The sequence below is a fragment of the Nocardia sp. NPDC004151 genome (assembly GCF_042874235.1).
Taxonomy (GTDB): Bacteria; Actinomycetota; Actinomycetes; order Mycobacteriales; family Mycobacteriaceae; genus Nocardia.
In genome coordinates, this window is sequence record NZ_JBIAMR010000015.1 from 49,678 (window position 1) to 71,751 (window position 22,074).

Genomic DNA, 22,074 nt, shown 5'->3' on the forward strand with positions numbered 1-22,074 from the left:
GCCCGCGGGGGATCAGGCGATGCCGAGACGCTCGGCCGCCAGCACCCGGATCGCCTTCTTGTCCGGCTTGCCCAGACCGGTCAGCGGCAGCTGCTCGATGACCAGCACGTGCTTGGGCACCTGCACCGAACCCTTGCGCTGCTTGACCGCGGCCTGGATCTCGGCGGTGACGGTCTCGACCGCGGCCGGATCGGCGGCGGTGGCCGCATCGAGCACCAGGACCGCGGTCACGGCCTCACCCCACTGGGGGTCCGCCACCCCGACGACCGCGACCTCGTGCACCAAGGGGTGTTCGGAGACAACGTCTTCCACCTCACGGGGGAACACGTTGAACCCGCCGGTGACGACCATGTCCTTGGAACGCCCGACGATGAACAGGAACCCGTCCTCGTCCTGACGCGCCAGGTCACCGGTGCGCAGCCACCCGTTCTTGAAGGTGTCCGCGGTGACCTCGGGCAGGTTCAGGTAGCCGCCCGCGAGCAGCGGCCCGGAGACACAGATCTCGCCGACCTCGCCCTGGGGAACCTGCTTGTCCTCACCGTCGAGCAACGCCACCCGCACCGCGGTGGAGGGCCGGCCGCACGAGGTGAGCCGCGCCTTGTCGTGCTCGTCCTTGCCCAGGTAGCTGATCGCCATCGGCGCCTCGGACTGCCCGAAGTACTGGGCGAAGATGGGCCCGAACCGATCGATGGCCTCCTGCAACCGATTCGGGTCGATCGCGGACGCGCCGTAGTACACGGTCTCCAGCGAGGACAGGTCCCGCGTCTTGGAGTCCGGATGATCGAGCAGCGCGTACAGCATCGACGGCACCAGCATGGTCGCCGAGATCTTGTGCTCCTCGATCGCGCGCAGCACCTCGCCCGCGTCGAATCGCGGCAGCACCACGCACTGCCCGCCCAGCAGCACGACCGGCAGGAAGAACGCCGCGCCCGCGTGCGAGAGCGGCGTGCAGATCAGGAATTTGGGGTGGCGGGGCCATTCCCACTCCGAGAGCTGGATCTGCGTCATGGTGTTCATGGTCAGCGCCGTGCCGATGACACCCTTGGGCTTGCCGGTGGTGCCGCCGGTGTAGCTGATCGAGATGACGTCCGAGGGCAGCAGTTCGGTCGCCTCGACCGCGCGCGGCTCGTACTTGTCGGCGGCGGCCAGGATGTCCACGCCGACGTCGGCGAGCTGCTCGGGCACCGGGCCCAGCACCAGGATCTTGGTCAGCGTCGGCACCATGTCGACCAGTTCGCGGGCGCGCTGCACGAACGCCGGGACCGGGTCCAGGATCAGCGTCGAAATGCCCGCGTCGGCAAGCACATACGCGTGATCGTCCAGGCCGCCGATGGGGTGCAGCGCGGTGCGTCGCGAGCCCACGATCTGACCGGCGCCGATGGTGAACAGCACCTCGGGTCGGTTCAGTGCGAGCACGCCGACCGGGGTGCCGGTGGTGACGCCGTGTTCGGCGAAGGCGTCGATGTAGCGGCTCATGCCGTCGAGCACCTCACCGCCGGTGAGGATGTGGTCGCCGAGGGTGAGCACCGGACGGTTGCGATGCCGCTTCAGCCCGGCCACCAGGGCGTGCCCGTTGTGCACGGGCAGCCGGAGCATGGTGTCGGGATCGATTGCACTCATGGGGTTCTCAATTCATCCGATGGTCACGCCGTGTGGGCCGCGTACAGGGTGACGACGACCGCGCCGCCCAGGCCCAGATTGTGCGCCAGTGCGGTGCGCGCGCCCGCCACCTGACGATCGCCCGCGAGTCCGCGCAGCTGCCAGCTCAATTCGGTGCACTGCGCCAGGCCGGTCGCGCCGAGCGGGTGGCCCTTGGAGATCAGGCCGCCGGACGGGTTGACCACCCAGGTGCCACCGTAGGTCGTCGCACCCGACTCGACCAGGGCTCCGGACTCGCCCTCACCGCACATGCCCAGCGCCTCGTAGGTGATGAGCTCGTTGATGGAGAAGCAGTCGTGCAGCTCGATCACGTCGACGTCGGCGACGGTGATCCCGGCGCGCGAGAACACCTTCGACGACGCGGCGCGGGTCATGGGCGCGCCCACCACGTCGATCATGGAGCCGGTGGAGAAGGAGGTGCCGTCGTCGGTGGCCAGCTCCTGGGCCAGGATCTCGATGGCCTGGCCCTCGAGGCCGTTCGCCTTCACGAACTCCTCGCTCACCACGACCGCGGCGGCCGCGCCGTCGGACATGGGCGAGCACTGCGAGCGGGTCAGCGGGCCGTGCACCGGCTTGTCGCCGAGCACCTGCTCGAGGGTGTACGCGTCCTGGAACTGCGCGAGCGGGTTGTTGGTCGAGTGCTGGTGGTTCTTCACCGCGACCGCAGCCAGCTGCTCGGGGGTGGTGCCGTAGCGCTTCATGTGCTCGATGGCGGCATTGCCGAAGAACTGGGTGGTGATCGGCGCGGCGGAGAACTCGAAGTGCTCCTTGTTCACCTTCAGGTGGTGGTCGACCGTGGTGACCTTCGGCTTGGTGGCCGGGCCCGCCATGGCCTCCTTGGTCATCTGCTCGAAGCCGACCGCCAAGGCGACATCGGTGATGCCGGAGGCGACCCACTCGCGGGCGAACATGAGCGCGGTGGAGCCGGTCGCGCAGTTGTTGTTCACGTTCACGACCGGGATGCCGGTGAGACCGATGTCGTAGAGCGCCCGCTGACCGGCGGCCGAGGGCTGGAAGACGTAGCCGACCGCGGCGCGCTGCACCTGGTCATAGGTGACGCCCGCGTCCTTCAGCGCGCCGTTCACGGCCTCGGCGACCATCTCCGGGTAGGTCCACTCGCGGGAACCGATCTTGACGAACGGCGTCATGTTCACGCCGACGACGAAAACGCGTCGCATTGGGTTGTCCACTCCTGTTCTTCGGGAACGTAATTCGGGTGTCTAGTCGGCGCGCGGGACGCGGCCGTCGATGTCGGTGAAGCCGTACGCCTCGGCCAGGTCGGCGACCTTCCAGGCTTTCCCGGTGCGCGCCAGGCGATCCGGGTCCGCGGCCAGGGCGGTGACGGCGCGGCCGGCGAAGTGCGGGGTCTCGGCCTGATCCAGGTCGAAGGTGCCCTCGCCGGGCAGGGTGACCAGGCGGCGGCCCTGGGCGTCGGCCGGAACCATCTGCAGCAGTTCGGTATTGACGATGCCCGGCCAGATGGAGACGGCGGTGGTGCCGGTGCCCTCGAGGTCGTGGGCCATGTCGGCGGTGAGCCGGTCCACGGCGGTCTTGCCGACCCCGTAGACCGCGTTGTGCATGTGGCGGACCGCGCCGGGGGAGGACACGTTCACGATCAGGCCCCGCGACTCGATGAGCAGGGGCGCGGCGAAAACACCGGCCACGTAATGGGATCGGACGCCGATGTCGAAGCCCTCGTCCCAGGCCTTCGGCGGCACCTCCCAGAACTTGCGGCCGATCCAGCGCGCCGAGGCGGGGGAGTTGTAGACGTTGTTGACCAGTACGTCCAGTCGGCCCTGCTCGTCGCGGATCTGCGCGAAGAGTTTCTCCACCGCGGCGTCGTCACGGTGATCGCAGACCACCGCGACCCCGTGCCCGCCGAGGGCGTCGATCTCGGCGGCCGTCGCGGCCACGGTGCCCGGCAGGTGCCCGGCCGTGACGGTGCGCCCGGTGACGTACACGGTCGCCCCGGCCGCGCCCAGCTCCAGGGCGATGCCCTTGCCGATGCCCCGGCTGGCCCCGGTCACCACCGCGACCTTTCCGGCGAGAATCTTGGGTATTTCGCTCACGACCTCTGGACATTACCTTGAAATAGGAACGTGTTCTAGAAATTGGAGGCGGAGTGGAACTGACGCATCGGACGATCGACACCGGGGAGGTCCGCCTGCACGTCGCGGATCAGGGCGAGGGCTTCCCGGTCGTGTTCTGTCACGGGTTCCCGCACACCTGGTACATGTGGCACCACCAGCTCGACGCGGTCGCCGCCGCGGGCTACCGTGCCCTGGCCCCCGACCTGCGCGGATACGGCCGCACCGAGGCCCCCGCCGACCCGGAGGCCTACACCAACGCCGCCGTCATCGGCGACCTGACGGCCCTGCTCGACGACATCGGCGCCGAGAAGGCCGTCTTCGTCGGTCTGGATTTCGGCGCGCAACTGGTGTGGGAACTGAGCCTGCGCGCCCCCGAACGGGTCGCCGGCGTCGTGGTCCTGAACAACCCGTTCGCCCCGCGGCCCCCGCGCCCACCGTCGGCCTTCTGGACCAAAGCGGCCGAACGCCACTTCCTGCACCTGTCCTACTTCCAGACCCCCGGCGTCGCCGATGCCGAACTCGCCGCCGACCCGCGCGGGTTCCTGGCCCGGGTCTACTACTCGCTCTCCGGCGACTACCACTACCTCGACACCTGGAAGAACCCGCCCGGCCTCGGCTACCTCGACGTGCTCCCGCAGGCCCCCGCCCTGCCCTGGCCGTGGCTGTCCCAGGCCGAATTCGACACCCTGGTCGCCGATTTCGAGCGCACCGGCTTCACCGGCGGCCTCAACTGGTACCGCAACCTCGACCGCAACTGGGAACTCACCGAGGCCTACGCCGACGCCAAGGTGGAAGTCCCCACCTACTTCCTCTACGGCGAGAACGACCCGGACATGGAGGGCTTCTCCGGCCGCGACCCCCTGGCCACGTTGCGCGCCAACGTCACCGACCTGCGCGAGGTCCGTGATGTGCCGGGCGCGGGCCACCTGGTCCAGCTCGAACGCCCCAACGCCGTCAACGAGTTCCTGATCGAGGCGCTGAAGGGTCTCGAACTCGACCGGTAGCCGCGCGATGGTCGACCGGCGCGGGCCGGTCGATCCCGCGTCAGCGGCGCCGCGCTCGTCGCGCGCACTGATCAGGCGGGGCGAGGGCGGGCCTCGGTTAAGCTGTCCGCCTTGTGGAATCCTCGGTGAATCTCGATGGCGGCTTCGGCGCGCTCATCGGTCTGGACATGGTCGAGTTCGACCGCGACGGTGCGCGCAGCCTCTGCCGGCTCACCGTCGCGCCCGAACACCTCAATCCCCATCGCGTGCTGCACGGCGGGGCGATGTATTCGATGGCCGACCAGGGCATGGGCGCGGCGGTGTACTGCGTTCTGGGCGAAGGGGAATCCTGCGCCACCATCGAGGTGAAGATCGTCTACCTCGCCGCGGTGCGCGGCGGCGTGGTCGATTGCGAGTCCCGGGTGATCAACCGGGGCAAACGCGTCATCGCCCTGGAGTCGGAGATCCGGAACGAGGGCCGCCTCGTCGCCAAGGCGCTCGGCACCTTCGCGGTCTTCCCGGCCAGAACCGCCACATAGTCGAATTCAGCTGGTGGCCCGGCAGTTCTGGCCGTCGTGACCTCCACACCTACGTGGAACCGCTATCGGATCGCGTGGTAACCGACGTCGAGCCCGGCAAGCCCCGCCAAGACCAACTGCGGGCGCGGCCCGCGTGCGCCAGCATCAGCCCGATGATGCGACCGGTGGGTGCAGAACCGGACATTCCGGTGCAGAACCGGTCATGATTCGGCGTCCGACCACCATCTTCTGTTCGTACGACCAGTCCGGGGGTACGGTCGGGCTGAGTCGGGAGAGTCGAAGAGGAGGCCCGGATCATGGCAGCGCGAGTTCATGCGTTCACCGATGACGCGTTGGGTGAGCACGACGGCGTGGCGATCGCCGCGTTGATCCGGCGGGGGGAGCTCAGTGCCGCGGAGGTGGCCAAGGCGGCGCGGGAGCGGGCGGCTCGGGTGAATCCGGAGTTGAACGCGCTGGTGGTGGATCTGGATACGCCGCTGGTGTCGGGGGAACGGGACGCGCTGCTCTACGGTGTGCCGACCTACGTCAAGGACAACACCGACGTGTCCGGGATGCCCACCCAGCACGGCAGCGCGGCATGGCGAGCGCGGCCCGCGAAAGCGCACGGACCCTTCACGAAACAGTTCCTCAGCACCGGGATGACCGTGCTCGGGAAGACCACGTTGCCAGAGTTCGGGCTGAACGCCACGACCGAATTCGCCGATGCCGCACCGACGCACAACCCGTGGGCCACGGGATACTCCTCGGGAGCGTCCTCGGGTGGTGCGGCCGCCATGGTCGCGGCGGGCGTGGTGCCGATCGCGCACGGCAATGACGGCGGCGGCTCGATCCGCATCCCGGCCGCCTGCTGCGGGCTGGTCGGATTGAAGCCGACGCGGGGCCGCCACATCGACGGCCCGCAGGCCCGGTCCATGCCGATCAACCTCGTCTCCGAGGGTGTGCTCACGCGTACCGTCCGCGACACCGCCACGTATTTCGCTGCCGCCGAACGCTTCTGGCGGAATCCGGGGTTGCCGCCGGTGGGTCTGGTCGAAGGTCCCGCGCAACGCCGCCTGCGAATCGGTGTGCTCACCGAACCCATTACCGGCGCCCCGCTCGACCCGCAGGTCCGGGCCGTCCACGACGACACCATCGCCTTGCTGGAGAGTTTGGGCCACGAGGTGCGCCCCCTCCCGTACCCGGTGGATCGCGGCTTCGCCGACGACTTCGCCACCTATTGGGCGATGCTGGCGTTCCTGTTGGGCCGCACCGGCAAACTCACCCTCGACCGCTCCTTCGACGCCGCCCGCCTGGACCCGTTCACCCGTGGCCTGGCCGCGCGGTTCGGCGGATCCGCGCTGCGCTCGCCCGCGGTGCTCTACCGGCTCTCCCGCATCCGTCAGGCCTACGCCGCGTCCTTCCGCGATGTCGAACTCGTGGTGTCCCCGGTGCTGGCGAGCCTGACACCGCGCTTGGGCTACCTGAGCCCGGATCAGCCCTTCGACGAGGTCTTCGACCGGCTGCTCAACTACGTCACCTATACGCCGCTGGCGAATGTGACCGGAGCCCCGGCGCTGTCGCTCCCGATGGGCGCGTCCGCCGACGGCCTCCCCATCGGCATGATGTTCTCCGCCGCGCACGGCGACGAACGCACCCTCCTCGAACTCGCCTACACCCTGGAAGCCGAGCGGCCCTTCGCCCGCATCCAGCAGTGACCCGCGGCCCGTGTGACAGGAGATATTGCCCTTCAAGGCAATTCGGCGGATTACCGGACCCGGGCGGGTCCGGTCAATGCACAGTGCCGAATCGCCGCGCTAGACCGTGACGGGCCGCAGCGCGTCCGGTGTCAGATCCTTCAGTGTCGGATACCCGTCCACGGCCATGATCAGATCCGCTTCCGCCAGCAGCGTGCGCAGCACGTGCACGATCCCGTCGGCCCCGCCCAATGCCAGCCCGTACGCGTAGGGCCGGCCGATGCCGACCGCCGACGCGCCCAGCGCGAGCGCCTTGATGATGTCCGCGCCGGACCGGACCCCGGAGTCGAACAGCACGGGCAGGCCGTCCGCGGCCGCCACCACGCCCGGCAGCATGTCCAGGGCCGGGAGCCCGCCATTGGCTTGGCGGCCACCGTGATTGGAGCAGTAGATGCCGTCCACGCCCAGATCCTTGGCGCGGCGGGCGTCATCGGGGTGACCGATGCCCTTCACGATCAGCGGCAGCTTGGTCAGCGACCGCAGCCACGGCAGGTCGGCCCAGGTGAGCGGATTGCCGAAGACCTGGATCCAGCGCAGGATCGCCGTCTGCGGATCCTCCTCGGGCGACTTGGCCAGGCTCGCCCGGAAGACCGGGTCGGTGAAGTAGTTGGCCAGGCAGTGTCCGCGCAGCTGCGGGAAGTTGCCGGTCGACAGGTCGCGCGGCCGCCACCCGGTCACCCAGGTGTCGAGGGTGACGACGATGCCCTGGAACCCGGCCTTCTCGGCGCGCTCGACGAGGCTCGCGGCCAGGTCACGGTCGGTGGGGGTGTAGAGCTGGAAGAAGCCGGGGGTGTCACCGAATTCGGCGGCGACATCCTCCATCGGGTCCACCGTGAGCGTGGACGCCACCATCGGCACCCCGGTGCGCGCCGCCGCCCGCGCCGTGGCCAGATCCCCGTGCCCGTCCTGCGCGCACAGCCCGATCACCCCGACCGGCGCCAGGAAAACCGGTGCGGCCCAGGTACTCCCGAACAACTCGACGGACAGGTCGCGCTCCTTCGCGCCGACGAACATGCGCGGCATCAGCCCCCAGCGATCGAACGCCGCCACATTGGCATTCTGGGTCCGCTCGTCGCCCGCGCCGCCCGCCACGTACGAGTACACCGACGGTGGCATCGCCGCCCGCGCCCGCTCGGCCAGATCCGCGTAGCTCACCGGCATCGCCGGCACCACTCCGCGCAACCCGTTGAAGTAGATCTCGTTCTGAAAATCACCGAATGCCACGCGCAACCTCCTTGTTCACGCACCGCCGCCGGAGCGCCCCGTCATTCTGCCAGCAGACCCTACCGGTGGGTAAGAAGTTGGGCGGCGGGACCTGCCGCACCCCGCGTGGTCTCTCGACCAGCGGCAGGTCCCGTCGGCGCTCGGAGCGGAAACCGGAGCTCAGCGCACCGGCGGATGCCAGCGCGCGGCCGGGGCGAACACCCCGGCCGGGTCGTAGCGGCGGCGCGTGTCGACGAGGCGATCGCGCTGCGGCTCGGTCCAGGCCGCCAGGGTGTCCGGCGCCCCGCCGAGCGGATTCAGGCCGAAGTTCGGCGTGGCCGCGCCCAGACTCCACCGGTCCATCGCCGACGCCACCCGGTCGAGCGCCGCGGGGACCACGTCGGCGATCGGCGGGGCCAGCACGCCGACGGCGAAGACTTGGAACGCCGCGTGACGACCCGCGATCGTATTGAGCGACTGCGGGTCTCGCGCGATCGCGCCGCCGAACACCCGGATCTCGGCCATGCTGATCGGCGCCCCCACGACTACTCCGAGCAGGGCGTCGAGCGCCGCGTCCGGCAGTTCCCGCAGCAAGGTCCCGCGATCCAGTGCGGGCATCGGATGCGTCGGGTCATTATGGATGGAAGCCAATGCCGTGTAAGGCATTTCGGCGACGGTGTCCAGCAGCGGCGCGGCGAGCGGGCGCAGCGGGGCCAGCAGCGCCGCACCCTCGGCGGCGTCACCGACGTGGGCGTAGCGCAGGTGCAGGACGGTGGCTCCGCGCAACGGTTCCGGGATCTCGGGCAGCGGCGGCAGATTCAGGATCGCGACCGAACTGGTGACCGTCTCCGGTGCGGCCGCCACCCAATTCCGCCACGCCCGCAGCACGACCGCCGCGTCCTCGATGCGGTACGTGAGGCTACCGGCGTACAGGGTGTGGATCGGGAAGAGCCGGAACGTCATCTGGGTGACGATGCCGAAGGCCGCGCCACCGCCCAGCAGGGCCCGGAACAGTTCGGGTTCGGTGTCGGGGGTGACGCGGCGCAGGGTCGCGTCGGCGGTCACCACCTCCATGGCGGTGACATGGTCGGCGGCGAAACCGTAGGTGCGCGCGATCGGGCCCAGACCGCCGCCGAGGGTGTACCCGACGACGCCGACGCTGGTCGAGGACCCGGCGAGCCCGGCCAGCCCGAACGGGGCGGCGGCGTCGAGGACCTGCTGCCAGCGCACCCCCGCACCCACGGTCGCCGTGCGCTGATCACGGTCGATCGAGATCGCGTCGAGCAGGGTGGTGTCGATGAGGATGCTGTCGGAGGGTGTCGGCAGCACGCCGTGACCGGTAGCCCGCACCGCGACGGTGTAACCCGTCTCGACGGCGACGCGGACGGTGGCCGCCACGTCGGCGGCGCTGCTGGCCACCACGACGGCCGCGGCCGCGTGCTCGATCGCCGCATTGAATCCGGCCGCCGAGCGCTGATACCCGTCCTCGCCGGGGGTGTGGACGGCACCGGCGACGGCGGCGCGCAGGCGTTCGACGACGATGGCGGCCGGAATCGGATGTCGGTCGAGGCCGGCCGGCGCGGCCGGATCGAAGACGCTGGACATGAGGCTCCTGAAAGTCGATGGTGCTGATCGATATTCAGGAGACCGCACGACGCTTATCGCGAACTTAGCTGCCGCCCAGCATCACCGGCGGGCTCGGAGGCGAGGGTGCTGACCAGCGCGTTCACTTCGGTGCGAGTCAATATCGCGCCCGCCGCGACACCCTCCTCGAACTCGGCCTCCGACAGCGCCGACCGGACCTCGGAGGCCTCGCGGACCGCATCGACCGGATCCATCACCTCCGGCAGGAACCCGATCCGTCCACCCAGCGCGCGGACCGCCCCGAGCATCCGGGCGCCGTCCGCGGGTCGGCCGCCGCGTGCCGCGAGCGCCGCGGCCAGCTGCACCATCACCAGCCACGACGTCACGTCCCCGTCCAGTTCCAACGCGGTCTGCATGGTGCGCAACGCGGTCCGCGCGTCGGCGATGTCACCGGCGTCCAGTGCGCAGCGGGCCAGCGTCCACGACGCGGAAGCCCCCGACCAGCGGTGCCCGCAGCGCTCGGCGACCGCGACGGCCTCCCGCAGCGCTGCCCGAGCTTCCTCGGGACGGTTGCTGAACCGCAGGATCATGCCCTCGATCATCAAGGCCTCCGCCAACTGCCATGGTCTGCCGTCCGCGCGGGCGGCGGTGACAGCGGCCGCGGCGGTGACGGCCGCCTCGGGTGTGGGCTCGGCGATCGCGCGCATGTAGGTGGTCCACGACCACATCCAGGCGGCGGTGTCGAGATCGCCCGCTGCGGTCGCCACCTGCTCGGCCTGCGCGGTGGCCGCCGCACCCCGGTGCGGATCGCCGGAAAGATAGTGCAGCCCGCCCAATCCGCCGAGCGCCATGGACAGCGTCCCGGGTTCGACCCCGTGCCCGGGCGCCGCGCTCGCGTCGAGGGCGCTGGTGATGGCCGCGATGCCCTCTGCGATGAACCCGCGCCGGTACCAGAACCAGTGCAGGGCCGCGGCCAGCCGCAGCACGTACCCGGGGTCGCCGGCCGCGAAGGCGGACGTGATGGCGGCACGGTGCTCGGCGACATCGGCGCCGAGCGCGTCCATCAGCTCCGCCGAGCGCGCGTCCCGCAGCGGGACCGCGGCGGCCTCCGCCCGGTCCAGCACGCAGCGGCGGTGCGCCGCGCGCACCCGCTCGAGCTCGTCGGCTTCGCAACGGGCGAGCGCGAATTCGCGGATGCTCTGCAACATCCGGTAGCGGCGCGGCGACGACGCGGGCTGCACCCGCAGCAGCGACCGGCGCACCAGACCGGTCAGCGGTTCCAGCACGGCCATCGAGTTCGCGACACCGTGTACGGCTGCGGCGGCGTCGATGTCGAAGCTTCCGGCGAAGACCGCGACGTCGCGCAGCAGCCGCGCTTCGGTGGGGTCGAGCAGGCGGTAGCTCCAGTCGATGGTGTCGGCGAGGCGGCGTTGCCGCACGGGTGCGGTGCGAGCGCCTCCGGAGAGCAGCGTGAATCGGTCGGCCAGGCCGTCGGCGATCTGCTGCTCGGACAGCACCCGCAGCTGCGCGGCGGCCAGTTCCACGGCGAGGGGGATGCCGTCGAGGTCGGCGCAGATCCGCCGGACCGGTTCGCGCACCGACTCGTTCAATGACCAGCCTGCCACCACACCCGCGGCCCGCGCGGCGAACAGCTCGACGGCGTCGGACTCGTCGAGCGGCGCCACCTCGAAGACGTGCTCGCCGTCGACCGCGAGCGGCTCGCGGCTGGTGGCGAGGACCCGGATGCCGGGGCATCGGATCAGGAGGGTGTGCACCACGTGGGCGACCCCGTCGAGGACATGTTCGCAATTGTCCAGCAGCAGTGTGCCTTCCCGGTTCGCGACGATGTCGGCGAGGCGATCGGGTGTGCTCGCGCCGAGGACCTGCAGCGACTCGGCGATCGTGGCGGCGACCAGGTCGTCGGATTCGATCGGGGCCAGATCGACCCACCACGGCTCGTCCTCGGAGCCCGTGACCCGGGGCAGCCTCCGGCAGGTCTCGACCGCCAGCCGAGTCTTGCCGACCCCGCCCGTGCCGACCAGGGTCACCAGACGGGTGGCGCCGACCGCGCGGCCGATGTCGTCGAGTTCGGCCGTGCGGCCGACCAATTGGGTCCGCGGCACCGGCATGGGACAGGCCGGCGCGGTCTCGGGCACGGTGACAACGACGCGGGCGGGGGCCTCCGATCCGCGCAGCAGCTCCTCGTCATGGCGCAGGATGGCGGTCTCGAGCTCGCGCAGCCGGAGCCCGGGTTCGATACCCAGCTCGGTGTCGAGCCGGCCGCGGATATCCCGCAGCGCCGCCAGCGCGTCGGATTGGCGTCCGGCCCGGTAGCGGGCCAGCGCCGTCAACTCCCAGACCCGTTCGTCGAGCGGATGCGCGACCGCCAAGGTCTCCGCGTCGAGCAGCGCGGCTTCGGTGTAGCCCGTCTCGAGCCGCAACTCCACCAGCGCTTTTCGCGCCCGGAGCTCGAGCGCGGTGAGACGGGAGATCTCCGGCCGCACGAAGTCGGCGTCGGCGATATCGGCGTACGGCGCGCCGCGCCACTCGTGGAGCGCGGCCTCGTACGCCCGCAGCGCCGTCGTGGTATCACCTGTGGCACAGGCTGCTTCGGCTGTCGCGAGGTGCCCGGTGAAGCGATGCGCGTCGATTCGGTCGGCGGCCAGATCCAACTGGTAGCTGGTGGCGGACCGGACGATCACGCCCGCCGCACCGCGCCGCCGGTCGGGCTCGAGTCGATCGCGCAGCTTGGAGATCCCGAAATGCAGTGACCCCGCCGACGGTTCCACGGCGTCGTGCCACACCTGCTCGAGCAGCCGGTCCGCCGACACCTCCCGCGGGAACGCCGCGATCAAAGCCGCCAGCAGACTGCGCTGCCGCAGCCCGCCCAGATCGACCGGCCGTCCCTCGACCGTGGCCGCCAGCCCGCCCAGGACGTGCAAACGCACCCGCGGCCGCGCACCGTTCTCCTCGCCGTCACCCGGTAGATCACCCACGAATCACCTCACTAGCTCTCACTCGGCAATCTATCGCTGTGAGAACCGCGAAACGTATCAGCGTGCCGCACCACGCACCCGGCCCACACGACTCGGGCAGGGTGGAGCTACCGATCGGCTTGCCATCCACCCACTCGGACGCGATTGCCGCCCGCCGCGTGGACCTGGGAACCAGCCCCGCGAACCCGGACGCCCGGCACTCTGTCGGGCGATGGCCCGCAACCGGCTAGCTGTCGGTCGACGGCGCCGGGTAGCCGATCAGTCCCCGGGCATGGCCCAGGGCGTGGCGTCCGGCGATCATGCCGGGGGACAGCGATTGCCGGGCGATCGCGCCGCCGAGGGCCCGGATCTCGGCGAAGGTGATCGGCTGCCCGGCCGCGGCCGCCAGCAGCGCGTCGATGGCCGGGACGGGCATCGGATACGCCGGGTCATGGTGGATGCATGTGGTGTCCAGCAATGGTGTGGCCACCTGCCGCAGCGGCGCGAGCAACTCGGCGCCCCGGGCCGGATCGCCCAGATGGGCGTAGCGCAGGTGCAGGACCGTGGCCCCGTGCAGCGACGCGGGGAGGACGGGGACGGCGGGCAGGTTCAGCACCGCGACGGAGCTGGTGACGCAGTCCGGCGCGGTCGCCAGCCAGCCCCGCCAGGCCCGCAGCACGGTTCCCGAGTCCTCGACGCGATAGGTGAGTCCACCCGCGTACAGGGCGCCGGACCTGGTCGAGACGAGGACGGCGGGAGCGGCATCCGCGGCCGGGTGCCGGTAGGCGTCGGCTCCCGGCGTCGGCACCGCGCCCGCGACCGCCGCCCGCACTCGCTCGGCGACCCGATAGGCCGGAAGCGGACGCGCACCGGTGGGCGCGGGCGGATCGCAGACGCTGGACATGAAGCTCCTGTCACTCGACGGGGTCGTTGACGTCCAGCAGAATGCGTGCCTCTTAGCGCGAACTTAGCGCCCTGCCCGGCAGGCTCGCGGACTCGCCGAGAATGGAGCTGACCAGCACATTCACCTCGTCGCGGGACATCATCGCGCCCGCAGCCAAGCTCGCCTCGAATGCCGGTGGGGACAGCGCGTTCTCGACGGCGGCGGCCTCATGAGCCGCGTCGACCGGGTCCATCACCTCCGGCTGGAATCCGACCCGGATGCCCAGGGCACGGACCGCGCCGAGCAGGCGGGCCCCGTCGGCGGGGCGGTCGGTGCGCGTCGCCAGGGCCGCGGCCAGGTGAGCCATCACCAGCCACGAGGTGACGTCGCCGTCGAGCTCGACCGCGGTGTGCATGGTGCGCAGGGCGGTTCGGGCTTCGGCGTGGTCGTCGGCCTCGAGGGCGCAGCGGGTCAGGGTCCAGGAGGCCGAGGCGACGGTGAGGCGGTGGCCGCAGCGTTCGGCGACCGCGATCGCCTCGGTCAGGGCGACGCGCGCCGCGGCGGGACGATTCGCGTAGCGCAGGATTCGGCCCTCCACCATGAGTGCGTCGGCCAGCTGCCAGGGGCGGCCGTCGCGGCGGGCGGAGGCGACGGCCGCGGCGGCGTCCGCGGCCGTGTCACGCGTCGGGTCGGCGACCGCGCGCAGATAGGTGGTCCAGGTGCGCATCCAGGTGGCCGTGTCGCGATCGCCCTCCGCGTACGCGATGGAGGCGGCGCGCTCCGCCATCGCCACGCCGCGCACCGGATCGCCGGAAAGATAATGCAGCCCACCCAGCCCGCCCAGTGCGAGGGACAGGGTCGCGGCGTCCACGCCGTGGTCGGGCGGTTCGCTCGAGGCGAGCGCCGTCGTGATGGCCGGGATGCCCTCCTCGATGAATCCGCGCCGGTACCAGAACCAGTACAGCGCCGCCGCCAGCCGCAGCACGTACGCGGGGTCGCCGGCGGCGAACGCGGAGGCGATGGCGGCGCGGTGTTCGGCGACATCGCGGTTGAGAGTGTCCATCGACTGCGCCGATCTGGCGTCGCGCAGATGCGCGGCCGCGGCCTGCGCCCGCTCCAGCACACACTGCCGGTGCGCGGCCCGGGCCCGCTCGAGCTCCTCGGCTTCGCAACGGGTGAGCGCGAATTCGCGAATCGTCTGCAGCAGCCGGTACCGGCGCGGCGACGAGGCGGGCTGTACCCGCAGCAGGGACCGCCGCACCAGACCGGTCAGCGGGGCCAGGACGGCCATCGACGAGGTCGCCCCGTGGACGGCGGCGGCCGCGTCGATGTCGAAACTCCCGGCGAAGACCGAGATATCGCGCAACAGCCGCGCTTCGGCGGGATCGAGCAGCCGGTAACTCCAGTCGATGGTGTCGGCCAGGCGGCGCTGCCGCACGGGCGCGGTGCGCGACCCTCCCTCGAGCAGCGTGAACCGGTCGGCCAGGCCGTCGGCGATCTGCTGCTCGGACAGCACCCGCAGCTGGGCCGCGGCCAACTCCACGGCGAGCGGGATACCGTCGAGGTCGGCACAGATGCGCCGAACCGGTTCGCGCACGCGGTCTTCGAGGCTCCAGCCCTCGACCATGCCCGCCGCCCGCGCGGCGAACAACAGGACGGCCTCGGACTCGTCCAGCGTCGGAACGTCGATGACACGCTCCCCGTCGAGGGCGAGCGGTTCGCGGCTGGTGGCGATGATGCGGACCCGCGGGCAGCGGGTCAGCAGGACGTTCACCACCTCGGCGACCCCGTCCAGAACGTGTTCGCAATTGTCCAGCAGCACTGTGCATTTCCGCGTCGCGACGATGTCGGCCAACCGCGCGGGCGTGCTCGCGCCGCATACCTGCATGGCCGCGGCCACGGTGGCGGCGACCAGTTCATCGGATTCGATCGGTGCCAGATCGACCCACCACGGCTGATCCTCGGCGGCCGGGCTCCTGGGCAGGCGGCGGCAGGTCTCCACCGCCAGGCGGGTCTTGCCGACCCCGCCGGTACCGACCAGGGTCACCAGTCGGCTCTCGCACACCGCGCGATAGATCTCGTCGAGTTCGTCCGCACGCCCGATCAATTGGGTACGGGGAACCGGCATCGGGCAGGTCGCCGCGATCAACGGGGTGACGGCCTGGACCGCGGCCGCCGACCCGGGCAGCAAATCCTCGTCATGGCGCAGGATCGCGGTCTCGAGTTCGCGCAACCCGACTCCCGGCTCGATGCCGAGTTCGGTGTCGAGCAGCCGCCGCACATCCCGCAATGCCGCCAGCGCCTCGGACTGCCGCCCGGCCCGGTAGCGCGCCAGCGCCGCGAGCTCCCACACCCGTTCGTCGAGCGGATGCGCGGCCACCAGCGCCTCGGCGTCGGCGAGCGCGGCCTCGATCCGACCCGTGTCGAGTCGCAACTCCACCAAGGCTTTCCGGGCCCGCAGTTCCAGCCCGGCCAGCCGCGCGATCTCCGGCCGCACGAAATCGGCGTCGGCGATATCGGCGTAGGGCGCGCCCTTCCACTCGCGCAACGCCGTTTCGTAGGCGCGCAGCCCGGCCTCGGAATCCCCAGCCGCGCACGCCGATTCGGCGTCGGCGAGCTGCCTGGCGAAGCGGTGCGCATCGATCCGATCCGCGTCCAGGGCCAGCTGGTACCGCGTCCCGGACCGCACGATCACCCCTTCGGCGCCGCGCCGCCGATCGGGTTCGAGCCGGTCGCGCAGCTTCGAGATCCCGAAATGCAGTGAGCTGAAGGAGGGTTCGGCCGCATCGTGCCACACCTGTTCGAGCAGCCGGTCCGCGGACACTTCCCGCGGATAGGCCGCGATCAGGGCCGCCAGCAGACTCCGCTGCCGCAACCCGCCCAGGTCGACCGGCCGCCCCGACACCGTCGCGGCCAGCCCACCCAGGACATTCACCAACACCTCCGGCCGAACGCCGACCCCCTCGGCGCCACTCGGCGGACCACCCACGAATCACCTCGCTACTACTCTCCCGCAATCTATCCCGCCGCTCGCGCGGCGGTATGGACGGGCGTTCAGTAGTGGGCGTTGAGGTATTCCGCCGCGTGGGTCGTCCACAACACGTTCGTGCCGGGCATGTTGTGGCCGGAGTACCGGACGTGCTCGCCGTCGGGCCACGGCGTCAGGTAGCCGAGCAGGCCGCGCACCGCGGTGGTGTAGCGGTCCAGATTGGCAACCGGGTTCTCGAGCAGGAAGTTCAGCAGCTCGTGGAACAGCATCGGGGTGAGGTTGCCGATGCGCGCGCCCTCGACGAGAGAGAAGGGGGAGATGGCGGTGTCGATGGCGCGCAGCGGGGAGTCGCCGGGGGAGGAGGTGATGATGTCGTCGGGGTTGGCGTACTCGCGCACGTCCAGGCCCGCCGGCCAGTCGCCGCGCTGCCCGTGCAGGCCGTAGGTGTGCGGCGGGCACAGGTTGCCGACCGACTGGCCCTTGCGGCGCATGGGGTTGGCGATGTTCACCGTGAACGCGATCTCGAGCGGCGACCCGTCGACATTGGTGTAGACGCCCGCGCGCACACCCTGCAGGATCGTGGCGGCCACGATCCCGCCGAGCGAATAGCTCAGCAGGCCACACACATTCGGCGAATCCTGGATGGCCTTGACCCCGGCCGCGACCCCGAGCCGCACCGAGGTGTTCAGCGAGGACCCCCAGGTGCTGGGCGCCGGGCCGATCTCGGCGGGCCAGTCCGGTTCGAACGCGCTGAACTTGCTCGAGTCGAGCAGCTTGGCGACATCGTGCAGCATGCCCGCCGGTGTCCCGTCCGAATTGCGCTGCTCCCCGGTGCCGCGCAGGGTGATGATGTCGATCATGGCGTTCGCCTCCATGCACCGAACCTTTCGGCGCGGATTCGACGCTAGAAGCGTCCTACCAGCTAATCGCGAGTAGTCGGCTACCCGTTTACAGCGGTGGGGCCGATCAGGGCATGCGGGACGCCGTGCGTCGGCCGGGAGGCCCGGAATTTCGGCGGAAACGACGAACGGCGGGCCCGGATCGATCGATCCGGGCCCGCCGTTCGGTGGAATTAGCGCGGCAGGTCCGCCGCGGCGCTCTCGTCCAGCAGCCAGGTGGTGGACTCGGTGCCGATCGCACCCGCCGCCGGGATATCGAGCGGCGACGCCCCGTTGAGGGCGGCGGCCACCGCGGCCGCCTTCGCCTCACCGGACACGATCAGCATGACGTGGCGCGACTTGCGGATCGCGGGCAGCGTCAGCGTGATCCGCACGGCCGGCGGCTTGGGCGAATTGGTCTCCGCGACAACCAGCTCGTGTTCCTCGCGGGTGGCGTCGGTGTGCGGGAACAGCGAGTTGATGTGCCCTTCCCCGCCCATGCCGAGCAGGTGCAGGTCGAACGCGCCATGCTCGGCCAGGTGCGCGTGCACGGTGGCCGAGTACTCGCCCGCGGCCTCCAGCGGGTCCGGATAGTCGCCGCTCGAGGTCTCGGTCGGGTGCACCCGGGACGGGTCGACCGGGACGTGGTCGAGCAGTGCGTGGCGGGCCTGGAGCTCGTTGCGCTCCGGATCGCCGGTGGGCACGAAACGCTCGTCGCCCCAGAAGATGTCGAGCTTGGCCCAGTCGATGTCGCCGGGGGCCTTGCGTACCAGTTCCAGCAGCGCGATGCCGGTGCCGCCGCCGGTCAGGACCACCGAGGCGGAGCCGCGCAGTCGCTGTGCCTCCACCACCTGCGCGACGAAGCGGGCGGCCGCGGCCATCACCAGATCGTCGACGGTGGTGAATGTTTCCGTGACGGCGGGCTTACTCATAGGTCACCCTTTCGATTCCGGTGAGGGCCTCGGCGTAGATGTCGTCGGCGTCGAGGTGACGCAGTTCCTCGGCCAGGCAGTCCTTGGTCTCGCGGCGCGCCAGAGCGAAACGCTGGTCGGGTTCGCCGGTGCGGGACAGGGTCGCGGTGCGGCCGTGCTGCGGGCGGGAGATGGCGATCGACACCGAGGGCCGGTGCATCTCCACCTTCAGCTCGCCGGTGCGCCGCACCACCGGGCAGTCCAGCCGCGCGGCCAGCCAGCCCGCCAGCATGTCCAGCGCCGGTTCTTCCTTCAGACCCGAAATCGTCACCGACTCAACGGTTTCGAACGGGGCCTCGTCGAGCGCCGCCGCCAGCAGTGCCCGCCAGTAGGTGACCCGGCTCCACGCCAGATCGGTGTCGCCGGTCGCGTAGGAGCGCCGGCGACCCTTGATGGTGGCCTGCGGATCGGCCGCGAAGGTGGCGTCGGTGATCCGGCGGGTCGCCAGGCGGCCCACCGAATCCTTGGACGGGAACTCCGGCGCGCCCCGCGGCCACCACGCCACCACGGGGGTGTCGGGCAGCAGGAACGGGATCACCACGCTGGCCTCGTGCGGCACCAGATCGCCCTGCAGCCGCAGCACGATCACCTCGGCCGCGCCCGCGTCGCCACCCACGCGGATCTGCGCGTCCAGTCGCGTCTGGGCCATGCGGTCGCCGCGCGCCAGCACGATCACCCGGCAGGGGTGTTCACGGCTGGCGTCGTTGGCCGCGTCGATGGCGTCCTCGGCCTCGGAGCTGTCGAGGGTGCACACCACCAGGGTGAGCACCCGGCCCATGGTGACCACGCCATTGGATTCCCGCAGTTGCACAAGGCGTTTCGACACCTCGCGGGTGTCGGTGTCGGGCATGTCGATGATCATCGGGCGGGCTCCTGGATGGGTGTGGTCACGGCCGCCGCCATTCCCGCCCGCTGCGCGCGAGCATCTCGTCGGCGGATTCCGGACCCCAGCCGCCCGCCTCGTACGGGTCGGGTTTGCCGGTCGCGGCCCAGTGTTCGAGCGCGGGATCGAGGATGCGCCAGGACAATTCGACCTCCTCGTTGACCGGGAACAGCGACGGCACCCCGAGCAGCACGTCCAGGATGAGCCGCTCGTAGGCCTCGGGGGAGTCCTCGGTGAACGCCTCGCCGTAGCTGAAGTCCATGTTCACGTCGCGCACCTCCATGGACGACCCGGGCACCTTGGACCCGAATCGCATGGTGATGCCCTCGTCCGGCTGCACCCGGATGACCAGCGCGTTCTGTCCGAGTTCCTCGGTCATGGTCTGGTCGAAGGGCAGGTGCGGGGCGCGCTTGAAAACCACCGCGATCTCGGTGACGCGCCGGCCCAGACGCTTGCCGGTGCGCAGGTAGAACGGCACGCCCGCCCAGCGGCGGGTCGCCACGGACAGGGTGATGGCCGCGTAGGTCTCGGTGCGGGAGTTGGGGTCGAAGCCCTCCTCCTGCAGCAGGCCCACCACCGGCTCACTGCCCTGCCAGCCCGCCGTGTACTGGCCGCGCGCGGTCGTCTCGTCCAGCGGCGCAACGAGTTTCGTCGCCGAGAGCACCTTGATCTTCTCGATCTGCAGCTGCTTGGGCTGGAAGCTCACGGGCTCTTCCATGGCCGTCAGCGCCAGCAGCTGCAGCAGGTGATTCTGGATGACGTCACGGGCCGCGCCGATGCCGTCGTAGTACCCCGCGCGACCACCCAGGCCGATGTCCTCGGCCATGGTGATCTGCACGTGGTCCACATAGTTGGCGTTCCAGATCGGATCCCACAGCTGGTTGGCGAAGCGCAGCGCCAGAATGTTCTGGACCGTCTCCTTGCCCAGATAGTGGTCGATGCGGAACACCGACCGCTCCGGGAACACCGTGTTGACCAGTGCGTTGAGTTCCTGCGCGCTGTTCAGGTCGTGCCCGAACGGCTTCTCGATCACCACTCGCCGCCACGGACCCGGTTGCCCCGCAGGGGTATCGGTCGGCTTGGCCAGCCCGTTCTTGGACAGCTGTTCCAGCACGATGGGGAAGTCGCTGGGCGGGATCGACAGGTAGAAGGCGGTATTGCCGCCCGTGCCGCGATCCCGGTCCAGATCTTTGAGGGTGGTAGCCAGCTTGTGGAAGGCCGCGTCGTCCTCGAACGTGCCGCGGACGAAACGCAGACCCTCCTTGAGCTGCTGCCACACCTCCTCGCGGAAGGGGGTGCGCGCCGAGGACGACACGGACTCGTGAACCAGGTTCGCGAAGTCCTCGTCGGTCCAGTCCCGGCGCGCGAATCCGATCAGCGAGAAGCCCGGGGGCAGCAGCCCCCGGTTCGCCAGATCGTAGATGGCCGGCAGCACTTTGCGCCGCGACAGGTCACCGGTAACGCCGAATATCACCACGTTGCACGGTCCGGCGATGCGGGGCACCCGGCTGTCGCGATCATCGCGCAGCGGGTTGGGCATCGCGACCGTCGTCGCCGCGCGAGCCACGGTCAGTTGCCTCCCGCGACCTGCAGCTTTTCGGTGGTGGCGTCGAGCAGTTCCTGCCAGGAGGCGACGAACTTGTCGACGCCCTCGGTCTCGAGCACACCGAACACGTCGTCCAGGTCGATGCCCACCGCGACCAGCTGGTCGAAGACCGCCTGTGCCTGCTCCGCCTTGCCGACGGCCGCGTTCGGCACGATCACGCCGTGGTCGGCGACGGCCTCGAGGGTCTTCTCCGGCAGCGTGTTCACGGTGTCGGGGGCGACCAGCTCGGTCACGTACATGGTGTCGGAGTACTCGGGGTTCTTCACACCGGTCGAGGCCCACAGCGCGCGCTGCTTGTTGCCGCCCTGCGACGCCAGCTTGTTGAACACGTCGGTGTGCTTGCCGCCGTCGAAGATGTCCTGGTAGGCGGCATAGGCCAAGTGCGCGTTGGCGATTCCGGCCTTGCCGCGCAGCGCCAGGGCCTCCGGGGTGCCGATGGCCTCGAGCCGCTTGTCGATCTCGGTGTCCACACGGGAGACGAAGAACGAGGCGACGGACTGGACCTTGGCGATGTCGTGCCCGGCGATGGTGGCGTTGCGCAGACCGTCGAGGTAGGCGCCCATCACCGCGATATAGCGCCGCACCGAGAAGATCAGCGTCACGTTCACGCTGATGCCCTCGGAGATGACCCGGGTGATGGCCGGGAGGCCGGCCTCGGTCGCCGGGATCTTGATGAACAGGTTGGGCCGGTCCACGATCTTCCACAGCTCGATGGCCTGGGCCACTGTGCCGTCGGTGTCGAAGGCCAGGCGCGGGTCGACCTCGATGGAGACGCGGCCGTCGGCGCCCTTGGACGCGGCGAAGACGTCGGCGAACACGTCGCAGGCCGCGCGCACGTCATCGGTGGTGATGGTGCGGATGGCCGAGTCGACGTCCGCGCCGCGCGCGGCGAGTTCGGTGACCTGCTCGTCGTAGGCGTGACCCTTCGACAGCGCGCCCTGGAAGATGGTCGGGTTGGTGGTGACGCCGACGACATTGCGGGAGTCGATCAGGCCCTTCAGATTTCCGGACTTGATGCGGTCGCGCGACAGGTCGTCCAGCCACACCGAAACCCCGGCGGCCGACAGGGCCGCGGTGTTCGTGTTCTGGGTCATGACA

At 70.4% G+C, this 22,074-nt stretch carries 16 protein-coding genes; 3 read left to right on the plus strand and 13 right to left on the minus strand.

The genetic code is table 11. From position 1 onward, the window contains the following. Window positions 1–12 precede the first annotated feature (12 nt). The 3 genes from fadD8 to ACFYTS_RS28300 are packed head-to-tail and all read right to left on the minus strand — an operon-like array spanning window position 13 to window position 3,728. The gene (gene fadD8 / locus ACFYTS_RS28290; protein WP_387308462.1) at window positions 13–1,620 is read right to left on the minus strand and encodes a fatty-acid--CoA ligase FadD8; all 1,608 of its coding nucleotides are present in this window, start codon (window positions 1,618–1,620) and stop codon (window positions 13–15) included. 23 nt (window positions 1,621–1,643) lie between these two features. After that, on the minus strand, window positions 1,644–2,837 hold the full coding sequence (locus ACFYTS_RS28295; protein ID WP_357286323.1) for a beta-ketoacyl synthase N-terminal-like domain-containing protein: 1,194 nt from the start codon (window positions 2,835–2,837) through the stop codon (window positions 1,644–1,646). A gap of 42 nt (window positions 2,838–2,879) precedes the next feature. Continuing rightward, window positions 2,880–3,728, minus strand: a complete 849-nt coding sequence (locus tag ACFYTS_RS28300) for an SDR family NAD(P)-dependent oxidoreductase (protein WP_387308464.1) — start codon at window positions 3,726–3,728, stop codon at window positions 2,880–2,882. Window positions 3,729–3,781: 53 nt separating this feature from the next. Here ACFYTS_RS28300 and ACFYTS_RS28305 point away from each other — a divergent pair, with 53 nt between their 5' ends. The 3 genes from ACFYTS_RS28305 (at window position 3,782) to ACFYTS_RS28315 (ending at window position 6,965) form a co-directional block, all read left to right on the plus strand. Beyond that, window positions 3,782–4,753, plus strand: coding sequence for an alpha/beta fold hydrolase (locus ACFYTS_RS28305; protein WP_387308465.1), 972 nt, complete (start codon window positions 3,782–3,784; stop codon window positions 4,751–4,753). A 125-nt stretch (window positions 4,754–4,878) separates the two neighbouring features. Beyond that, the gene (locus ACFYTS_RS28310) at window positions 4,879–5,271 is read left to right on the plus strand and encodes a PaaI family thioesterase (protein ID WP_357286332.1); all 393 of its coding nucleotides are present in this window, start codon (window positions 4,879–4,881) and stop codon (window positions 5,269–5,271) included. Between the two features lie 296 nt (window positions 5,272–5,567). Continuing rightward, window positions 5,568–6,965 carry an amidase gene (locus tag ACFYTS_RS28315; protein WP_357286335.1) on the plus strand — a complete coding sequence of 466 codons (1,398 nt, stop codon included), beginning with the start codon at window positions 5,568–5,570 and terminating at the stop codon, window positions 6,963–6,965. A 99-nt stretch (window positions 6,966–7,064) separates the two neighbouring features. Here the strand turns inward: ACFYTS_RS28315 and ACFYTS_RS28320 are convergent, their stop codons facing one another. The 10 genes from ACFYTS_RS28320 to tal form a co-directional block, all read right to left on the minus strand. Next, window positions 7,065–8,228: a lactate 2-monooxygenase gene (locus ACFYTS_RS28320; RefSeq protein ID WP_357286338.1), complete on the minus strand. Its 1,164-nt coding sequence runs from the start codon at window positions 8,226–8,228 to the stop codon at window positions 7,065–7,067. A 159-nt stretch (window positions 8,229–8,387) separates the two neighbouring features. Continuing rightward, complete coding sequence (locus ACFYTS_RS28325; RefSeq protein ID WP_387308467.1) at window positions 8,388–9,812, minus strand: FAD-binding oxidoreductase; 1,425 nt, start codon at window positions 9,810–9,812, stop codon at window positions 8,388–8,390. 53 nt (window positions 9,813–9,865) lie between these two features. Then, entirely contained in the window at window positions 9,866–12,787 is a 2,922-nt protein-coding gene (locus ACFYTS_RS28330) for a BTAD domain-containing putative transcriptional regulator (RefSeq protein ID WP_387308468.1), read from the minus strand. A 226-nt stretch (window positions 12,788–13,013) separates the two neighbouring features. Next, on the minus strand, window positions 13,014–13,670 hold the full coding sequence (locus ACFYTS_RS28335) for a hypothetical protein (RefSeq protein WP_387308470.1): 657 nt from the start codon (window positions 13,668–13,670) through the stop codon (window positions 13,014–13,016). Between the two features lie 52 nt (window positions 13,671–13,722). Then, a complete protein-coding gene (locus ACFYTS_RS28340) occupies window positions 13,723–16,584 on the minus strand; it encodes a BTAD domain-containing putative transcriptional regulator (protein ID WP_387308472.1) in 2,862 nt (953 codons plus the stop codon). Between the two features lie 119 nt (window positions 16,585–16,703). Continuing rightward, on the minus strand, window positions 16,704–17,513 hold the full coding sequence (locus ACFYTS_RS28345) for a hypothetical protein (RefSeq protein WP_357286351.1): 810 nt from the start codon (window positions 17,511–17,513) through the stop codon (window positions 16,704–16,706). Window positions 17,514–17,710: 197 nt separating this feature from the next. Continuing rightward, complete coding sequence (gene pgl, locus ACFYTS_RS28350; RefSeq protein WP_387308474.1) at window positions 17,711–18,448, minus strand: 6-phosphogluconolactonase; 738 nt, start codon at window positions 18,446–18,448, stop codon at window positions 17,711–17,713. Further along, window positions 18,441–19,349: a glucose-6-phosphate dehydrogenase assembly protein OpcA gene (gene opcA / locus ACFYTS_RS28355; RefSeq protein WP_357287695.1), complete on the minus strand. Its 909-nt coding sequence runs from the start codon at window positions 19,347–19,349 to the stop codon at window positions 18,441–18,443. The genes pgl and opcA overlap by 8 nt, the downstream gene beginning before the upstream one ends. A gap of 25 nt (window positions 19,350–19,374) precedes the next feature. After that, complete coding sequence (gene zwf / locus ACFYTS_RS28360; RefSeq protein ID WP_357287703.1) at window positions 19,375–20,910, minus strand: glucose-6-phosphate dehydrogenase; 1,536 nt, start codon at window positions 20,908–20,910, stop codon at window positions 19,375–19,377. A gap of 29 nt (window positions 20,911–20,939) precedes the next feature. Continuing rightward, window positions 20,940–22,070, minus strand: coding sequence for a transaldolase (gene tal, locus ACFYTS_RS28365; protein WP_387308476.1), 1,131 nt, complete (start codon window positions 22,068–22,070; stop codon window positions 20,940–20,942). Window positions 22,071–22,074: the final 4 nt, after the last annotated feature.

Coding starts and splice junctions, on each gene's coding strand:
- ACFYTS_RS28315 (WP_357286335.1), top strand. CDS start 5,568: ATGGCAGCGCGAGTTCATGCGTTCACCGATGACGCGTTGGGTGAGCAC.
- zwf (WP_357287703.1), bottom strand. CDS start 20,910: ATGCCCAACCCGCTGCGCGATGATCGCGACAGCCGGGTGCCCCGCATC.
- opcA (WP_357287695.1), bottom strand. CDS start 19,349: ATGATCATCGACATGCCCGACACCGACACCCGCGAGGTGTCGAAACGC.
- ACFYTS_RS28295 (WP_357286323.1), bottom strand. CDS start 2,837: ATGCGACGCGTTTTCGTCGTCGGCGTGAACATGACGCCGTTCGTCAAG.
- ACFYTS_RS28325 (WP_387308467.1), bottom strand. CDS start 9,812: ATGTCCAGCGTCTTCGATCCGGCCGCGCCGGCCGGCCTCGACCGACAT.
- pgl (WP_387308474.1), bottom strand. CDS start 18,448: ATGAGTAAGCCCGCCGTCACGGAAACATTCACCACCGTCGACGATCTG.
- ACFYTS_RS28335 (WP_387308470.1), bottom strand. CDS start 13,670: ATGTCCAGCGTCTGCGATCCGCCCGCGCCCACCGGTGCGCGTCCGCTT.
- ACFYTS_RS28345 (WP_357286351.1), bottom strand. CDS start 17,513: ATGGAGGCGAACGCCATGATCGACATCATCACCCTGCGCGGCACCGGG.
- tal (WP_387308476.1), bottom strand. CDS start 22,070: ATGACCCAGAACACGAACACCGCGGCCCTGTCGGCCGCCGGGGTTTCG.
- fadD8 (WP_387308462.1), bottom strand. CDS start 1,620: ATGAGTGCAATCGATCCCGACACCATGCTCCGGCTGCCCGTGCACAAC.